General features: G+C 73.9%; 13 protein-coding genes and 1 pseudogene. 5 read left to right on the top strand and 9 right to left on the bottom strand.

Features of this window, described 5'->3' with window-relative positions; all coding sequences use genetic code 11:
- Positions 1–88: 88 nt before the first annotated feature.
- Positions 89–232: a hypothetical protein gene (locus AC07AL_RS32420; RefSeq protein ID WP_400987696.1), complete on the bottom strand. Its 144-nt coding sequence runs from the start codon at positions 230–232 to the stop codon at positions 89–91.
- An 865-nt stretch (positions 233–1097) separates the two neighbouring features.
- Between AC07AL_RS32420 and AC07AL_RS32415 the strand changes: the two genes are divergently transcribed.
- A complete protein-coding gene (locus AC07AL_RS32415) occupies positions 1098–2261 on the top strand; it encodes a methyltransferase domain-containing protein (RefSeq protein WP_478319170.1) in 1164 nt (387 codons plus the stop codon).
- Between the two features lie 313 nt (positions 2262–2574).
- Here AC07AL_RS32415 and AC07AL_RS32410 read toward each other — a convergent pair whose 3' ends face one another.
- Positions 2575–2874 carry a hypothetical protein gene (locus AC07AL_RS32410; RefSeq protein WP_363587250.1) on the bottom strand — a complete coding sequence of 100 codons (300 nt, stop codon included), beginning with the start codon at positions 2872–2874 and terminating at the stop codon, positions 2575–2577.
- A 354-nt stretch (positions 2875–3228) separates the two neighbouring features.
- Entirely contained in the window at positions 3229–3375 is a 147-nt protein-coding gene (locus tag AC07AL_RS32405) for a hypothetical protein (protein WP_363587251.1), read from the bottom strand.
- Positions 3376–3550: 175 nt separating this feature from the next.
- Between AC07AL_RS32405 and AC07AL_RS32400 the strand changes: the two genes are divergently transcribed.
- A complete protein-coding gene (locus AC07AL_RS32400; RefSeq protein ID WP_478319168.1) occupies positions 3551–5260 on the top strand; it encodes a hydroxysqualene dehydroxylase in 1710 nt (569 codons plus the stop codon).
- Here AC07AL_RS32400 and AC07AL_RS32395 read toward each other — a convergent pair.
- Positions 5244–6293 carry a polyprenyl synthetase family protein gene (locus tag AC07AL_RS32395; RefSeq protein ID WP_478319166.1) on the bottom strand — a complete coding sequence of 350 codons (1050 nt, stop codon included), beginning with the start codon at positions 6291–6293 and terminating at the stop codon, positions 5244–5246. The genes AC07AL_RS32400 and AC07AL_RS32395 overlap by 17 nt on opposite strands.
- Before the next feature lie 422 nt (positions 6294–6715).
- On the opposite strand from AC07AL_RS32395, the gene AC07AL_RS32390 reads away from it, so the two are divergent.
- Together AC07AL_RS32390 and AC07AL_RS32385 are read left to right on the top strand one after the other, a co-directional pair.
- Complete coding sequence (locus AC07AL_RS32390) at positions 6716–7924, top strand: cytochrome P450 (protein WP_478319164.1); 1209 nt, start codon at positions 6716–6718, stop codon at positions 7922–7924.
- Positions 7921–8151 carry a ferredoxin gene (locus tag AC07AL_RS32385; RefSeq protein ID WP_363587255.1) on the top strand — a complete coding sequence of 77 codons (231 nt, stop codon included), beginning with the start codon at positions 7921–7923 and terminating at the stop codon, positions 8149–8151. Before AC07AL_RS32390 ends, AC07AL_RS32385 begins: the two co-directional genes overlap by 4 nt.
- Before the next feature lie 91 nt (positions 8152–8242).
- On the opposite strand, the gene AC07AL_RS32380 is transcribed toward AC07AL_RS32385, so the two are convergent.
- From AC07AL_RS32380 to AC07AL_RS32360, 5 genes and pseudogenes are all read right to left on the bottom strand, one after another.
- Complete coding sequence (locus AC07AL_RS32380) at positions 8243–8857, bottom strand: TetR/AcrR family transcriptional regulator (protein WP_478319162.1); 615 nt, start codon at positions 8855–8857, stop codon at positions 8243–8245.
- Positions 8858–8985: 128 nt separating this feature from the next.
- Positions 8986–10614, bottom strand: coding sequence for a thiamine pyrophosphate-binding protein (locus tag AC07AL_RS32375; protein WP_478319160.1), 1629 nt, complete (start codon positions 10612–10614; stop codon positions 8986–8988).
- A gap of 107 nt (positions 10615–10721) precedes the next feature.
- Positions 10722–11711: pseudogene (gene speB, locus AC07AL_RS32370) on the bottom strand (agmatinase); the annotation flags it as partial.
- A gap of 127 nt (positions 11712–11838) precedes the next feature.
- Positions 11839–12699: a class II aldolase/adducin family protein gene (locus tag AC07AL_RS32365; protein WP_478319158.1), complete on the bottom strand. Its 861-nt coding sequence runs from the start codon at positions 12697–12699 to the stop codon at positions 11839–11841.
- 11 nt (positions 12700–12710) lie between these two features.
- The gene (locus AC07AL_RS32360; RefSeq protein ID WP_363620564.1) at positions 12711–14195 is read right to left on the bottom strand and encodes a sodium:solute symporter family protein; all 1485 of its coding nucleotides are present in this window, start codon (positions 14193–14195) and stop codon (positions 12711–12713) included.
- Between the two features lie 257 nt (positions 14196–14452).
- Here AC07AL_RS32360 and AC07AL_RS32355 point away from each other — a divergent pair, with 257 nt between their 5' ends.
- Positions 14453–16015, top strand: coding sequence for a PucR family transcriptional regulator (locus AC07AL_RS32355; RefSeq protein WP_478319156.1), 1563 nt, complete (start codon positions 14453–14455; stop codon positions 16013–16015).
- Positions 16016–16041 lie beyond the last annotated feature (26 nt).

Genomic DNA, 16041 nt, shown 5'->3' with positions numbered 1-16041 from the left:
GCCAGGCCCGTTCCGGCCTGCCCGCTCGTTCTCCTTCACCGGGTTCCGGCCAAGTGCTGCTCTACAGTGCGTCGTTGAGTGGCGTTGATCAGGAGGCGAGTCCAGTGAGGCAGAGGTCGCCCGCGCAGTCGAGGGCTGCACGGACCTCTCCCGACTCCACGGTGAGCTCGGTGAGCTCGGCGAACGCGGCGCACGCCGCCGCACCCTGCGCGACTACGTCCTTCCACCGCATCCCGGCCGCCGGTCCGGGGCGACCACACCCCCGACGGCACGGCCTCCCTCGCCCCGCGAAGCCACCCGCTGGATCATGGGCCACCCCGGCCACCTGCGCGAGGATGACCAGCAGCAGCTGAAAGCACTGCTCGCCCGTTCACCCGGGCTCACGGCCGCCGCCGGTCGCGTCCGCACCTTCGTGATCATCACGACCAACCGCGAAGGCGACAAGCTGCGGCACTGGATCGCCAACGTCTGCGCGGACGAGCAGGCCGGCCCGGCCGAGATGGAAGGTCGGGCCCAACTGCCCCGCGCTGGAGCCGTGGTGGAAAGCAGTGAGGCCCAAAACGCCTGTATCGGATGCCCCTACTTCTGGTGGACCCAGCCCAGATGCCACGCCTTCAGGAGATCCACGCCAACCTCGTCGACCGCCTCCAGGGGGCAAAGGAGCAGGGATGGTTCGGCGAGGTCGCCGCCATCGAGACACCCTGGCCGCCGCCGCGCAGAAGCTGGAGGCCATGTGCGAGCGTGCAGCGCAACCGTCTACCGTCCACCTCGGGATGCCCGACCTCCGTCGGGACGCCGACCGGAGCAGCGCCGATTCGGAGGACTGAGCGTCGACCGCTGGAACCCAAGACCCGTGGGCGCGGCGGACGCTCTCGTGCGCGCCCCGTGGGTGCTCCTGCACGCCGTCTACCGCGTGGCGTGGAGGTGCGCGAGGATGGGCGGCCGACCGTGTCCGGCACACGACCGAAGGGGCAGCAAAATGGGTGAGCACGAGAAGCCGCCGCCGGATCCTCAGAAGGGCACGCCGCCTCCCAACAACGCCGACGGCGAGGTCCCTCCGGCTCCGCCGTCCGACGGCAAGCACCGCAAGTAGAACCGTGGCTGACGAGGACTTGGCCGGGCGCCGGGCGCGCCTGGACGCGGAGATGGAGCGGTGCGGGGCGTGGCCGGCCGCTTCGCCGTGGCTGCGTGGCGCCTTCACCGCGCTGCCGCGCGACGCGTTCGCGCCGGACCGGCTGTGGCGGTGGGACAACCGGGCCTACGTGCCGCTCGACCGCTCGGCGGATCCGGACGGCTGGGCGGCCGAGTTGTACTCCGGCGTCTACTCCGCGGCCGTCACCCAGCTCGACGGCGGCCGGCCGTCCTCGTCGCTGTCCGCGCCCTCGGTGGTGGCGGACATGCTGGACAGCCTCAGGGTGGAGCCGGGGCACCGGGTGTGGGACGTCGGTACCGGCCAGGGCTGGACGGCGGCGCTGGCCGCCTGGCGGGCCGGGCCCGGCCTGGTCGTGACCACCGAGGTGGACGGGTACCTGGCCGAATCCGCGCGCGCCCGCCTCGCGGCCGCCGGACTCGACGCCGAGGTCACCCTGGGCAACGGCACCCGCAGCGGCCCGCCCGGCGGCGTCCCGGTCGACCGGCTCCACGCCACTTACGCCGTGGAGACCGTCCCCTGGTCCTGGGTGGCGGCGGTACGGCCGGGCGGACGGATCGTCTATCCCTGGGGGCGGCTGGGCCACGTCGCCCTGACCGTGGCCGACGACGGACGGTCCGCCACAGGATGGGTCCAGGGCCTGGCCCAGTTCATGGGCGACCGGCACGGCCCGGCACAGCCGAGCACCGGCAGCGCCGCCTTCGCGCAGGTGCGCGGCGGTACCGAGCCCGAGACCCGCCAGGCGCTGGACCGTGACTCGCAACTGCTGGACGACTGGGACCTGCGGTTCGCCCTGCGGGTGGCCGTGCCGGACGCTGTGGTGCTCACCGCCCGGGACGACGACGGCCTCAACGCCTGGATCCACGACGGCACCCGGTCGTGGGCGACGGTGACCGCGCGCGGTGACGGCGAGGCGCCGCTGCTTCTTCAGGGCGGACCGCGCCGCCTCGGGGACGAGGTGGTCGCCGCCTGGACCCGGTGGGAGGAACACGGCCGGCCGGGCCGCTACGACTACGGGATCACCGTCACCCCTGAGGAGCAGTGGGCATGGCAGGGCGGCCCGGGCGGCCCCCGCTGGCCCATCGCGCAGGCAGCCCCGGCCGGACGCTGACCGGGGCGGCGCGGTGGGGATACCGTTGCAGCGCCCCGAGGGCCTACTCGGTGACGGCGCGTCCGGCGTCCCCCGGGCGACGGCCTCCGTTCCCCGGGCGAGGACGGCGGTGGTGAACGAGTCCAGCGGGGCGGGACCGGTCCTGGGGGCTACCCGTCACGGACCGATTCGTCAGCGCTCGCCCCGTCGGCGTCAGCCGTTGGCTGACGGGCACATCCATCGGTCAAGGTCCGGTGGCACAGGACCTTCTGGAGGAACCGGAACTCCTGACAGGGCCGCGGCGGCCGTCCTCGACCACGGTTGCGGAAAACCCTCAGGCTCCGTGCTCCCGGACTGCCGCGATACCCGCCCGTACCTGTTCCAGTAGGGCTTCCAGGCCCTGTGCCTGCTGCCATTCCTCGGCCGAGTGGTGCCATGTGTGCTGCGTCGCCGGGGCTTCGGGCGGGCCGGCGACGATCTCGACGGTCCGCCTCCCCTTCCGGTCGGGGCCCGCGACCCGCAGGTTCGTGTTCCGGATGTGGAACCGCTTCGGAGAGCTGCCGAAGACCTCCAGGATCCGGCCGTCGAACGTGTAGAACTCTCTGCCTGCCCTGGCCGTGGTCTCGTCGGTCATGGGGTGGCGCTACAGGCGGGGACCCGCGGCTGCCAGGCCTCCGTTCGCCGGCAGGTCCGGGTTCGAGACCCGTGGACAGTCCAAAGGAATCCACGCGATCTCAACTCCTGCAAGCCGAAGGCAACTTGCAGAAGATGATCGTGTCCATCCCGTTGGACGACGACGAGCAGGCAGCCGTCGAGGGCGGCCAGGCAGCCCTTTGACCGGCTGCTCGACCGCCTCGCCGACACACCCACTCCAGTCGGCCCGATACCACGCGAACTGGACGTGCCGGTGACGGCCCGCGTCCCGCCACTCGTCGACGTCCGACAGGGCGAAAACGAGTGCGTGGCCACCCCGAGTTACCCGGCAGAGTCAAGCTGCGATGCCGGTCGTGGTCGGGGGATCGACGGTCTCGGGCGGACCGTAGTCGCTGAAAGCCATCGTGAAGGCGACCGGTGTTCCGTCTGTGGCCCATCGCTTCTCGGCGTAGCGGGTGCGGCCCTGCGTGTCGATCCACATGTCGAGGTCGATGCCGGCCCGGCGGCTCGGGCCGACAACGCGGCCGCGGGGTGCCGGGGGTCGCGGGGAAGGGCTTCGCCGGGGTGACGGCCACGACCTGCTCTATCGTTCCCGTACGGATCGGGTGGGACAGGTGGGACGGGTGAGCGGCCGTGGGCCGGGGAGGGGGTGTGCGGTGTCGGGGCGTTCGGGCCGGACGGTCACGGTGTTGGGCGGTGGGGTGGCCGGGCTGACGGCGGCCATGGAGCTGGCGGAGCGCGGCTTCGAGGTGACCGTGGTGGAGCCCTCCGGGTGGGGGGGGAAGGCCCGTAGTGCCTCGGTTCCGGGGACGGGTACCGGCGGGCGGCTCGACCTGCCCAGCGAGCACGGGTTCCGGTTCTTCCCCGGCTTCTACCGGAGCCTGCCGGACACGATGCGGCGGATCCCCCTCCCGGGATCGCCCTCGGGGGTGGAAGGCAACCTGCGGGAGGCACCGCAGATGCTGTCCGCCCGGTCGGGGAGGATCGGGGAGACGGTCTCCGACGTGTCCCTGGCCGCCGGTCCGAGGACGCCCCTGCAGATCCTGCGGGCCCGGGGCATGAAGCTGGGTGCCGGGGGAGAGCTGAACGAGGAACTGCTGTACTTCGCCAACCGGCTGCTCGTCTACATGACCAGCAGCGCGCAGCGGCGGCTTGGGCAGTGGGAGCAGATGTCGTGGTGGGACTTCACCGCCGCCGACGGCGCCTCCGAGGAGTACCGGAAGGTGTGCGTCGTCGGGGCGACCCGTACGGTCGTGGCGGCCAGGGCGGAGGTGTGCAGCGCGCACACCGTCGGGGGGTTCCTGGAGGCCTTCGGTTACGGCTTCCTCGGCCGGGGCGAGGCCCAGGCCGCCGACCGGGTCCTGAACGCCCCGACCAGCACCGCCTGGATCGACCCCTGGGTGCGGCACCTGGAGCGGCTGGGGGTGCGGCTCGAACTCGGTTGGCAGGTGGAGCGCCTGACGGTGCGGGGCCGCGCTGTCGCCGGCGCCGTCCTGCGCGGCCCGGGCGGCCGGCGGCGGGAAGCGGCCGCCGACTGGTACGTGTGCGCGCTCCCGGTCGACCGGATCGGGACGCTGCTGGAGCGCGGCCTGGCCGAGGCGGACCCGGAGCTGAAGAAGACGGCGGACCTGCGCACCGACTGGATGGTCGGCCTGCAGTTCTACCTCACCGAGCCCACCCCGATCACCCGCGGCCACGTCATCTACCAGGACTCCCCGTGGGCCCTGACCTCCATCAGCCAGGCGCAGTTCTGGGACACCGACTTCCGCGCCACCTACGGCGACGGGACGGTGGCCGACTGCCTGTCGGTCGACATCTCCTCCTGGGACACCCCCGGAATCCTCTACGGCAAGCCGGCCCGCGACTGCACCCGGGCCGAGGTCGTCGCCGAGGTCTGGGCCCAGCTCGCCGACGCCCTCAACGACGGCCGCCGCCGGACCCTCCACGACGGCCTGCTCCACTCCTGGCACCTGGACCCGGCCGTCAAGAACCTCGACGGCCCCGGTCCCGCCACCAACGACGAGGCCCTGCTGATCAACACCACCGGCTCGTGGACGCTGCGCCCGCGGGCGCGGACGGCCGCGGTGAACCTGTTCATGGCCGGGGACTTCGTCCGCTGCCCGGTGAACCTGGCCACCATGGAGGGCGCGAACCAGAGCGGCCGGGCGGCGGCGAACGCGCTGCTGGAGGCCGCCGGGCACGGGGCCGAGCCGGCCGTGGTCCATGCCCTGTACGAGCCGCAGGAACTGCGCCGCCTGAAGGAGGTGGACGCCGCGCTCTACCGGCAAGGTCGTGCGCACATCCTCGACACCCCGGCGCCCTGGTCCTCCCGCGCCGGGGGCGACCGGTTCAGTGCGACCGGTTGATGATCAGTTCGCAGAGCGCGTCGAGGTCGGCGACGGCACCGGCCACCGCGCCGGGGCCGTCGGCGAGGCTCCGCAGACGGCGTCGGGCCCCGTCCGCGTGCTCGGCGGCGCGCTCCACCGTCCAGCGCCGGCCGCCGGCCTCCTCCACCAGCCGGGCCAGCTCCGCCTCCCCGGCCCGGCCAGGGCCGGCCGACAGCGCGTAGCGGCGGGCCAGTTCGTCGCCCGCCGCAGTGTTCGAGGCCATCGCGGCCACCACCGGCACCGAGAGCTTGCGGGCCCGCAGGTCCGCGAAGACCGGTTTGCCCGTGACCGCTTCGTCGCCCCAGATCCCCAGCAGGTCGTCCACCAGCTGGAACGCCATGCCCAGGTCGTGTCCGAACGCGGCCAGGGTCTCGACCTGCGCCGGCCCGCCGCCGCCGTAGAGGGCGCCCAGCCGACAGGCGCAGGAGATCAGCGACGCCGTCTTGCCCGACACCATCTCCAGGCACTCGGACAGCTCGACGCGGGGCGCGGCCTCGAACAGCACGTCCAGGCTCTCACCGACCGCGAGCTGGATGAGCGTGTCCAGCAGGGCCGTCGACGCTTCACCGGCGACGGCTTCACTGGCGAATGCTTCGCCGTCGGGGCCTGCGAGCACCTCGAACGCCAGCATCAGCAGTGCGTCGGCCGACCGGGTCGCCGCGCCCGGCCCGAACACCTCCCAGGCGGAGGCCCGGTGGCGACGGAGCGCGTCGCCGTCCAGGACGTCGTCGTACAGCAGCGACAGGTTGTGCACCATCTCCACCACCACGGCGGCGGGCACCGCCCGCTCCGGGTCCCCTCCCACCGCCCGGGCGCAGCCCAGTGCCAGGGCCGCTCGAACGTTCTTGCCGCCGTGCCGCCGGTGAGGGGATCCGTCGCGGGTCCATCCGAACTGGTAGGCCGCCACCTGCCCGACCGCGCCCTCCAACTGTCCGACCCAGCGCCGCAGGTGCGCCTCACAGGTGGCAGCCGCGTCCTTGAGGACCGATTCGGCCCGCGCACGATCCGACAACACCCACCCCTGCCTCCCACCCCTGCCTCCCGGCCCGGCCCGGCCGCGCCCGGCGACCCGGCCGCCGCCCCACACCTTGGCGGCACCCGGGCGAGCCTACGCGACCGCGTGGCCCGGCGGTCCTGCGATCGGCCGAGGACCGGCAGAAGCGGACGGCGTGCGGGCGCGGCTGATGCCCCGAGGGGGCCGTGCCGCAGGTGTTCTTCACCGAGCCGGGGCCCCGCCCGGTCACCGGACGGGCCGATTTCGCCGGGTGGCTGACTGTGCGTGCCGACGGTGTTACGCTCCCGAGAGAAGAGAGAGCTGACTCTCACTTGTTGGGCCGGGACGCCGCTCATCCGCCCTGGTCCGGACGTGCAGGAGAGGGCGGTTCTGCCAAGCGTTCGCTGCTCTTGTGGCCTTTGGCCGGTGAGGAGACCACCATGACCGCCCCCGCACCGCAGTTACCCTTCGAGCGCCCCGACGCCCTGGACCTGGCGCCGCTGTTCGCGCGTCTGCGCGAGGAAGGTCCGATCACGAGGGTGACGACACCCGCTGGCGACCCGGCCTGGCTGGTGACCCGCTACGAGGAGGCCCGGGAGGTTCTGAGCGACGCCCGGTTCTCCCGGCTGCGCCCCGATTCCGAGGGCGCGCCGAGGATCTCGGAGTCGGCGCTGCACACGCGCCCCGCCCCCACGCCCGAGGAGGAGGACCGCGAGCACACGCGGATGCGGCGGATGCTGGCGCCCGCGTTCAGCGCGCCGCGGATGCGCCGGCTGGGCGAGCGGATCGGGGAGCTCGCCGCATCCTGCCTGGACGCGATGGAGGAGGAGCGCTCACGGGAGCCGGAACGCGCCGTCAACCTGCACGACCACCTGTCGTTCCCGTTGCCGGTGATGGTGATCTGCGAGCTGCTGGGTGTGCCGGTCGCGGACCGGGGCCTGCTGCGCGGCTGGTCGGAGCGGATCGCCGCGCTGTACGGCGGGGCCGACGGCGCCGCGGCCATGGCCGAGTTCGAGGCGTACGTGGCCGGCATCGCCGAGGAGAAGCGGAAGCAGCCGGGACAGGACGTGATCAGCGACATCCTGGCCGTGCAGGCGGAGGACCCCTCGTTCACCGAGGGGGAGATGACCCGGCTGGCGGTGGGGCTGCTGTTCGCGGGCCACGAGACGACGTCGGCCCGGATCGACCTGGGAGTCCTGTTCCTGCTGAGCGACACCGGCCGGCGGGACCGCTTCGCCGCCGAGCCCGAGACGCTGGCCCGCGCCACCGTGGAGGAGGTCCTGCGGATGGCCTCGCCCGGTGGCCTGGGCCTGACCCGCTACGCCCGCGAGGACGTCACCGTCGCGGGGACCGCGATCGCGCGGGGCGAGGCGGTGCTGGTGGCGATCAACGCCGCGAACCGGGACGGGCGGGTGTTCGAGGAGCCGGACACCTTCGACCCGTCGCGTTCCCCCAACGCGCACCTGGCCTTCGGGCACGGCGGTCACTACTGCATCGGCAACGTGCTGGCACGCACCGAGATGCAGGTCGCGCTGACCGCGCTGTTCCGGCGCTTCCCCGGCCTGCGGCTGGCGGTGGACGCGCGGAGCCTGCGCGACCACGCCGAACGGCTGGCGGGCGGCCTCAGCGAGGTTCCGGTCCTGTGGTGAACGGGGAGCAGCCTCGCGAGCGGCCGGTCGCGCGGGTGGAGGCGGACACCTCGCGGTGCGTGTCGTCGGGGCAGTGCGCGGTGACCGCGCCGCTGGTGTTCGACCAGGACGAGGACGGGCAGGTCTTCGTGCTCGTTGCCGAGCCCGGCGCACGGGCGGCGGAACTGGCCCGCGAGGCGGCCGCCATGTGCCCGGCCTCGGCGATCCGGGTGCACCCGGCGCGCTAGGCCCTCTCCGGCAGGATCGACCGGACAGGTCTAGCGGTCGGTGGTGTCGGCCGCCCCCACCGCGCGAGGGTGGCCGGCATCCGCCTCGGTGTCAGGGTGTGCGGGTGTGCAGTGTGGGGGCGGGGCAGGGTAGTGGGCGGGCCCCGGTGGGGGTGAGGCCGTCGAGGACGAGGGCCAGGTAGCGGCGCCAGCCGTTCTCGTGGGGTTCCATCGTCCACAGTACGGAGACCAGCATGATGACGATGCGGTGGAGGTCGTCGGGTACGAGGTCGGCGCGGATCGCGCCTGTGTGCTGACCGCGTGCCAGGAGGGCGTCGAGGGCGGCGAAGAACTCCTGCCCGGTCGCCGGGGTGAGGACGCCGGCGGAGCGGGCGGCGGCCAGCACGTTGTAGTCGCCGGCCACCGATTCCAGTGCTGCTTCCAGGACGTGGGCCATTCCGGAGGCGGGGTCGGGGTGGTGGGCGGCGGTCTGGATGGCGGGGCGGACGTTCTCGGCGAAGCGCTGGTCGAGTACGGCCCGCAGGAGTGCGGCTTTGTCGGGGAAGCGGCGGAAGAGTGTGGCGGCTCCGACGCCGGCCCGGCGGGCCACGTCGTCGAGGTGGGCGTCGGGGCCTTGTTCGGTGAAGACCTCCCGGGCGGCCCGGATGATCTTTTCCGCGTTGCGGGCGGCGTCGGCGCGCAGCAGTCGGGGGGAGTCGAGGGCCATTGCGGCAGCCTATCCAAGGGGCGGCGCAACGGCGTCGGACGGCCGGGGCGCGTGGTGGTGTGCGATCAGGTCGACGGGGGGGCGCGCCGGGCGCGGGCAAGGCCGGGCCGTCGCGCTCCCCCCGTGGTTCAGGCGTCCAGGTGGGTGGGTGCGAACATCCGCAGCAGGGTGGGCAGGACCAGCACGTTGGGGCCCGGGGCGGCGAGTGCGGCGGCCAGGTCCCGTGCGAGGTCGTCGGGCGTGGTGAAGGCGGCCGGGACGCCGAAGGACTCGGCCAGGCGGACGAAGTCCGGGCGGGCCAGTTCGGTGGCGGTGGCCTCGCCGAAGGCGCCCGTCATGTACTCGCGCAGGATGCCGTAGCCGCCGTCGTCGATGATCAGCCAGGTGACGTTGAGGCCGAGTTGGCGGGCGGTGGCGAGTTCGGCGAGCGAGTACATCGCGCCGCCGTCGCCGGAGACGGCGAGGACCGGGCGGCCGCCCGTGGCCACGGCGGCGCCCAGTGCGGCGGGGTAGCCGTAGCCGAGGCCGCCGGCGCCCTGGGCGGAGTGCATCGCTCCGGGGCGGCGGGCGTCGAAGGCGGACCAGGCCCAGTAGCCGAGGATCGTCATGTCGAAGAAGACCGGGGAGTCGTCCGGTAGCGCGTGGCGAACGGATGCCAGCAAGTCCTGTTCGAGTTCCAGCCCCTGGCCGTCGATCCGCTCCTGGACGCGCTTGAGCAGTTCGGCGGTCACCGCCTCGGCCCGTCCGTCCGCTGTGGCGGCCGGTACCGAGTCGGAGAGGGCGGCCAGGGCGAGGCGGGCGTCGGCGTGGATGCCGAAGGCCGGGTGGTTGGCCTCCAGCTTGCCCGCGTCGGCCTCGATCTGGATGATCCGGCCGCGCGGCGCCAGGGTGTGGTAGTTGCTGGACAGTTCGCCCAGGCCGGAGCCGACGACGAGCAGGACGTCGGCGTCCTCCAGCAGGTCGGTGGTGTGGCGGTCCTCCAGCCAGGACCGCAGCGACAGCGGGTGCTCCCAGGGGAAGGCCCCCTTGGCGCCGAAGGTGCAGGCCACCGGGGCCCGCAACAGCTCGGCCAGCCGCAGCAGTTCGTCACTGGCTCCGGCCCGGACCACGCCGCCTCCGGCCAGGATCACCGGGCGTTCGGCCTCGGCCAGCAGCACCGCGGCCTCGGCGACCAGCTCCGGGCGGGGGACCGGCGGCCGGGGTTCGGCGCGCAGCCCGGTGACCGGGGGTACGGTCACCGGCGCGAGCAGGACGTCCTGCGGGATCTCCACCCACACCGGCCCGTACGGCGCGCTCAGCGCCGACTCCCAGGCGGCGGCCAGCGCGGAGGGGATCTGCGAGGGGGTGCGGGCGGTGTGCACGGACTTCACCACGTCGCGGAAGCTGGCCTGCTGGTCGACGAGTTCGTGCAGGTAGCCGCGCCGCCGTCCACCCAGTCCGGCCGAGGGGATCTGGCTGGAGACGGCGAGCACCGGCACCGAGGCGGCGGCGGCCTCCTGGAGCGCGGCCAGCGAGGTGAGCGCGCCGGGCCCGGTGGACAGGAACAGCGGGGCGACCGTCCCGGCGGTGCGGGCGTAGCCGTCGGCGGCGAAGCCGGCGTTGTTCTCCACCCGCAGTCCCACGTAACGCAGGTCGGAGCGGCGCAGCGCGTCGAACAGGCCGAGGGCGTGCTGGCCGGGCAGGCCGAAGACGCAGCGGGCGCCGAGGGTGGCGAGTGACTCGACCACCAGGTCGCCGCCGTTGCGGAGGTGCGTCATGCGCGCACCTCGCCGGTGGCGTCGTGGGACTCCGTACGGGCGTCGGTACGGGCGTCGGCGCGGCTGGCCGGGCGTCCGTCGGTGCGGCCGCCCGCACCGGCTCGCGGATCCTGCTCCGTCCGTTCGCTCGCGATCTGGCGGGCCATCAACGTCGTCAGCTCGTAGGCGGTGTGCGAGGCGGCCACGGCGGTGATCTCGGCGTGGTCGTAGGCGGGTGCGACCTCGACCACGTCGGCGGAGACCAGGTGGCAGCCGCTCAGGCCGCGCAGGATCTCCAGCAGCTCGCGCGAGGTGAGTCCGCCGGCCTCGGGGGTGCCGGTGCCGGGGGCGTGCGCCGGGTCGAGCACGTCGATGTCGATGGAGATGTACAGGGGGCGGTCGCCGACCCGCTCGCGCAGTTGCTGGGCGACCTCGTCCACGCCGCGCCGCAGGACGTCGGCGGAGGTGACGATGCCGAAGCCGAGCTTCTCGTCGTCGGTGAGGTCCTGCTTGCCGTAGAGCGGCCCGCGGGTGCCGACGTGGGAGAGGGCGGAGGTGTCCAGGATTCCCTCCTCGACGGCCCGGCGGAACGGTGTGCCGTGGGTGTACTCGGCGCCGAAGTAGGTGTCCCAGGTGTCCAGGTGGGCGTCGAAGTGCAGCAGCGCGACCGGCCCGTGTCGACGGGCCACGGCGCGCAGCAGCGGGAGCGCGATGGTGTGGTCGCCGCCGAGGGTCATCAGCCGGGCGCCGGTGTCCAGCAGTTCGCCGGCGGCTGCCTCGACGGTGTCGACCGCCTCGTGGATGTCGAACGGATTGGCGGCGATGTCCCCGGCGTCGGCGACCTGCGCGAGTGCGAACGGCGAGGCGCCCTGGGCCGGGTTGTAGGGGCGCAGCAGCCGGCTGGCCTCGCGGATCGCGTTGCCGCCGAAGCGGGCGCCGGGCCGGTAGGAGACGCCGGTGTCGAAGGGCACGCCGACGACCGCGATGTCCGCGCGCGGGACCTGGTCGATCCGGGGCAGGCGGGCGAAGGTGGCGGGCCCGGCGTAGCGCGGTACGCGGGAGGAGTCGGTGGGGCCGAGGGGGCTGTGGGGGGCGTGGGGGTCGGGGGCGGTGCTCATGGCAGCTCCTGGAGTCGGTCGGGCGGGGCGCTGTCGGGGCGTTGTCGGGGAGTCGGCGTCGGGGAGCCGCGGGCGGGGCGTCGGCGTCGGGGCGTCGGCGGGCGGGGGTTGCGCCGGGTCGACGGGGTCAGTTCGCGTGGTCGGGGGCGATCCGGTCGGCGAGGCGCAGGAGGGCGGCCCAGGCCAGTTCGGCGGCCCGGTCGTCCTGGAGGTCGGATCCGTGCTCCTGGCCGGTCAGCTGGCGGGCGGTGAGCTCGGCGGTCTCGCGGGACGGCAGGACGAGCGGGCCGCCGCCGGCCTGGGCGGCGATCTGGATCTCGCACGCCTTGTCCAGGTAGTACATCCGCAGGAAGGCCTCGCCCGGGGTGCGGCCGACGGTCAGCAGGCCGTGGTTGCGCAGGATCAGTGCCGGGTGCCCGCCGAGGTCGGCGACCAGTCGCTCCTGCTCGGCCAGGTTGAGCGCGACGCCCTCGTAGTCGTGGTAGCCGACCCGGTCGTGGAACTCCATCGAGATCTGGTTGAGGGGCAGCAGCCCGTCCCGCTGGGCGGCGACCGCGCAGCCCGCCCGGGTGTGCGTGTGCAGCACGCAGTGGGCGTCCTGGCGGGCCGCGTGGACGGCGCTGTGGATCACGAAGCCGGCCGGGTTGACCGGATGGGGGGTCGGCTCCACCGGGTTCCCGGCCAGGTCGATCTTGACCAGGTCGGAGGCGGTGATCTCCTCGAACAGCAGGCCGTACGGGTTGATCAGGAAGTGCTGCTCGGGGCCGGGGACGCGGACCGAGATGTGGGTGAAGATCAGGTCGGTCATCCGGAAGTGGGCGACCAGCCGGTACACGGCGGCGAGTTCGCGGCGCAACCGGGCCTCGGTCGGTGCGGGCGGCACCGTCGGTCCGGACGGTCCGGACGGTCCGGACGGTCCGAGCGGGGCGGGTGGTCCGGACGTGACGGTCGGTGCGGTCGGGACGGTCGGTGCGGTGGGCAGGCCCATGAGGCTTCCTCTCAGAGCGCGGCGGCCGGGGCGGTGGCGGCGGGAGCGGCCGGGGTCGCTGCCTGCCCGGCGAGCCGGCCGCGCCAGTGCTCCAGCACGGTGGCATCGGTCGGGCGGGTGGCCAGGCTGACGGCCAGGTAGGCGACCAGGCTCACGGCGAGGCCGAAGTAGATCGGCTCGTTGGCGAGGACACCCTTGGCGGCCATCAACGCGATCACGGTGCCGCCGCCCGCGATCATCGCGGCGAGCGCGCCCGGCAGGTTGCCGCGCCGCCAGACCAGCCCGCCCAGGATCGGCACCAGCAGACCGCCGACCAACAGGTTGTACGCGACGGTGAGCGCCGAGATCACGTCGTCCAGTACGCAGGCGACGCCGATCGACAGCACGCCGAGGGCCACGATCGCCAGCCGGTTGGACCGCACCTCGTCATGGTCCGTGGCCGCGGCGCCTGGCCCTCCCCGGCCGACGAGCGTGCGTACCCGGGCCCAGATGTCGTTGTTGGCCACGGTGGCGGAGGCGATCAGCGCGCCGCTCGCGGTCGACATCATCGCCGACAGCGCCGCCGCCAGGACCAGGCCGCGCACCCCGGCCGGCAGCGTGCTCTTCACGATGGTCGCGAACGCGCTGTCGGGGCTGGCCAGTTGGGGGTAGAGCGCCTTGGTGGCCATCCCGATCACCGCGCCGGCGACGGCGTACGCCAGGCAGTAGGCTCCGGCCACCGTGCCGCCGTACGTGGCCACCCGGTCGGTGCGGGCGGTGAACACCCGCTGCCAGATGTCCTGGCCGATCAGCATGCCGAAGGTGTAGATCAGCACGTAGGTGAAGATGGTGTCGCCGCCGATCGAGCCGAACGAGAAGTAGCCGGACGGCAGTTCGGCCTTCAGCCGGGCGAGGCCGCCGGCCTTCACGACGGCGACCGGCAGCAGCAGGAACAGGACCCCGATGCTCTTCACCACGAACTGCACCATGTCGGTGAGGGTGATCGACCACATGCCTCCGAGCGCCGAGTAGCCGACCACGATGGTGCCGCCGATCACCACGGCCGCCCAGCGGGGCACGTCGAACAGCACGTCGAAGACGCTGGCGTAGGCGATCGTCGAGGTCACCGCCAGCATCAGGGTGTAGACCCACATGACCACGCCGGAGATCACGCTCGCCGCCCCGCCGTAGCGCAGCGACAGCATCTCGGCCACGGTGTACACCCGCAGCCGGGCGATCCGGGCGGAGAAGAGGATGCTCAGCGCCAGCAGGCCGAGCCCGATCGCGAACACCATCCAGGCGCCCGACAGGCCGTAGGAGTAGCCGAGCCGCACGCCGCCGATGGTGGACGCGCCGCCGAGGACGACGGCGGCCATCGTCCCCGTGTACAGCACCGGGCCCAGACGGCGGCCCGCGACGAGGAAGTCCGCCTTCGAGGAGGCGCGCCGCTTGCCCCACCAGCCGACGCCGACGATGCCCAACAGATAGCCGATCATCACGACGTAGTCGAGGGTCATGGGGGGTCCTCCGATCCGGCCGGACGCGCTGGGGGGAGCGGGCCGGGCCAGGGCTGTGGGTGGGGGAACAGGCAGGCGACGGGCGGGACTGGCAGGGCTCACAGGAAAGGCGGGGAGCGGGGGGGGGCGAGCCGGGGGCGCCCGAAGGAAAACGCCGTGCGCTGAACCTAAACCGCCCCACCTGGCCTGCAGAAGTATCGGTTTCATCCAATATCGTGGGGTCAGATGTGCAAAACCTCCGACGAAAGGCCGCCGGCGTGCCCAACCCAGCCCCCGCTCCCGCCTCCGGCAGCCCCGCCGTCCCGTTGACCGTCCTGCTCGCCGACCCCGCGCTCGGACTGCGCCAGATCGCCGGACCGCTCGACGACCGGCTGATCGGCACCGTCGGCACCACCGAGGTCGAGAACCCCGGCCCCTACCTGCTCGGCGGGGAACTGCTGCTCACCGCCGGAGTCCGCCTCCCGAAGGACGCCGAGGGCATCGACGCCTACGTACGCTGCGTCGTCGAAGCGGGCGCCGCCGCACTCGGCTTCGGCGTCGCACCGGTCTACGACGAGGTGCCGGCCGACCTGGTCGCCGCCTGCGACCGGCACGACCTGCCCCTGCTACGGGTGCCCGACGGCACCCCGTTCGTCGCCGTCGGCCGGGCCGCCTACTCGGCGATGGCCGAAGCCGCCCACCGCGGCCTGCGGCAGATCTCCGAAGCCCAGTCCGCACTCGCCTCCGCGGCCGCCCGCCCCGACGCGCTGCGCGCGGTCGTCCAGCAACTCGCCGTGCACCTGGGCGGTTGGACGGCACTGCTGGACGGACGCGGCGTCGAACTGTTCAGCGCCGGAGTGCGCCCGCCCGTACCGGTCCCGGCTGAACTGCGCGCCCTCGCGGAACGGACCACCGCGCGCGCAGCGGGCCGCGCCCAGCCGCCGACCGCCGCCGCCCAGCACTACGCCGGGCGGCACCTGACCGTGCGGACCCTGCCCGGTTCGGACGGTTCCGGCGGCCCGCTCACGCTCGTCACCGCCGCCGAGGAGCCGCCGACCGCCGTCCACCGGTCCGTGGCCGGGGTGGCCGTGGTGCTGCTCTCGCTGCTCACCAGCCCGCGGCACGCGCTCGGCACGGACGCCCGCAGCGCGGGAGCCCTGGTGCGGCTGCTGCTCGGCGCCGCACCGGAGGAGGCGGCGGCCGCCCTGCTGCCGCCCGACGGGGCCTGGGTGGTCGTGCACGGCCGGCTGACCGGCCGGGCGGGCGGCGGCGGGGAGGCCGTCCAACTCGCCGCCCTCGGCACCGCCCTCGGCACACCGCACCTGAACCTGGACGGGACCCGGCTGCGGGCGCTGCTGCCCGGCTCGGCGGCTCCGGACCGGGTCGTGGACACCGAATCCGCCGCCCGGCTCGGCTGGACGCTCGGCGTCAGCGCGCCCGCCCCCACGGCGGAACTGAGGACCGCCGACGCCCAGGCCGACCGGGCCCTGCGTCACGCGCTGGCCACCGGTGCCGCCGCCGTCCACCACCGCGAGGCCGTCGGGCCGAGCGTCCACACCCTGGTCGCCCCCGAGGACGCCGCCGCCCTCGCCCGCAGCACCTTCGCCCCGCTGGCCGCCGCGGGCACCCCCGGGCCGGCCGTGCTCCGGGAGACCCTGCGCACCTGGCTCGCCCTGCACGGCAGCTGGGACCGCACCGCGGCGGCGCTCCAGCTCCACCGCAACACCGTGCGCCAACGCATCGCCCGGGTCGGCGAGTTGCTCGCCGTCGACCTCGGCGACGCGGAGGTCCGGATGGAGCTCTGGTTCGCCCTGCGTTGGCTCCCGTCCGGCGCGGACTGACCGCGGGCCGCCACCGCCGTCCGGCG

It is taken from the genome of Kitasatospora sp. NPDC043949 (assembly GCF_056435365.1).
Note: the sequence above shows the minus strand (reverse complement) of the source record. Positions and strands in the feature narration are given on the sequence as shown.

Coding starts and splice junctions, on each gene's coding strand:
- AC07AL_RS32420 (WP_400987696.1), bottom strand. CDS start 232: ATGCGGTGGAAGGACGTAGTCGCGCAGGGTGCGGCGGCGTGCGCCGCG.
- AC07AL_RS32410 (WP_363587250.1), bottom strand. CDS start 2,874: ATGACCGACGAGACCACGGCCAGGGCAGGCAGAGAGTTCTACACGTTC.
- AC07AL_RS32405 (WP_363587251.1), bottom strand. CDS start 3,375: ATGTGGATCGACACGCAGGGCCGCACCCGCTACGCCGAGAAGCGATGG.
- AC07AL_RS32390 (WP_478319164.1), top strand. CDS start 6,716: ATGACCGCCCCCGCACCGCAGTTACCCTTCGAGCGCCCCGACGCCCTG.
- AC07AL_RS32380 (WP_478319162.1), bottom strand. CDS start 8,857: ATGGCCCTCGACTCCCCCCGACTGCTGCGCGCCGACGCCGCCCGCAAC.
- AC07AL_RS32375 (WP_478319160.1), bottom strand. CDS start 10,614: ATGACGCACCTCCGCAACGGCGGCGACCTGGTGGTCGAGTCACTCGCC.
- AC07AL_RS32365 (WP_478319158.1), bottom strand. CDS start 12,699: ATGGGCCTGCCCACCGCACCGACCGTCCCGACCGCACCGACCGTCACG.
- AC07AL_RS32360 (WP_363620564.1), bottom strand. CDS start 14,195: ATGACCCTCGACTACGTCGTGATGATCGGCTATCTGTTGGGCATCGTC.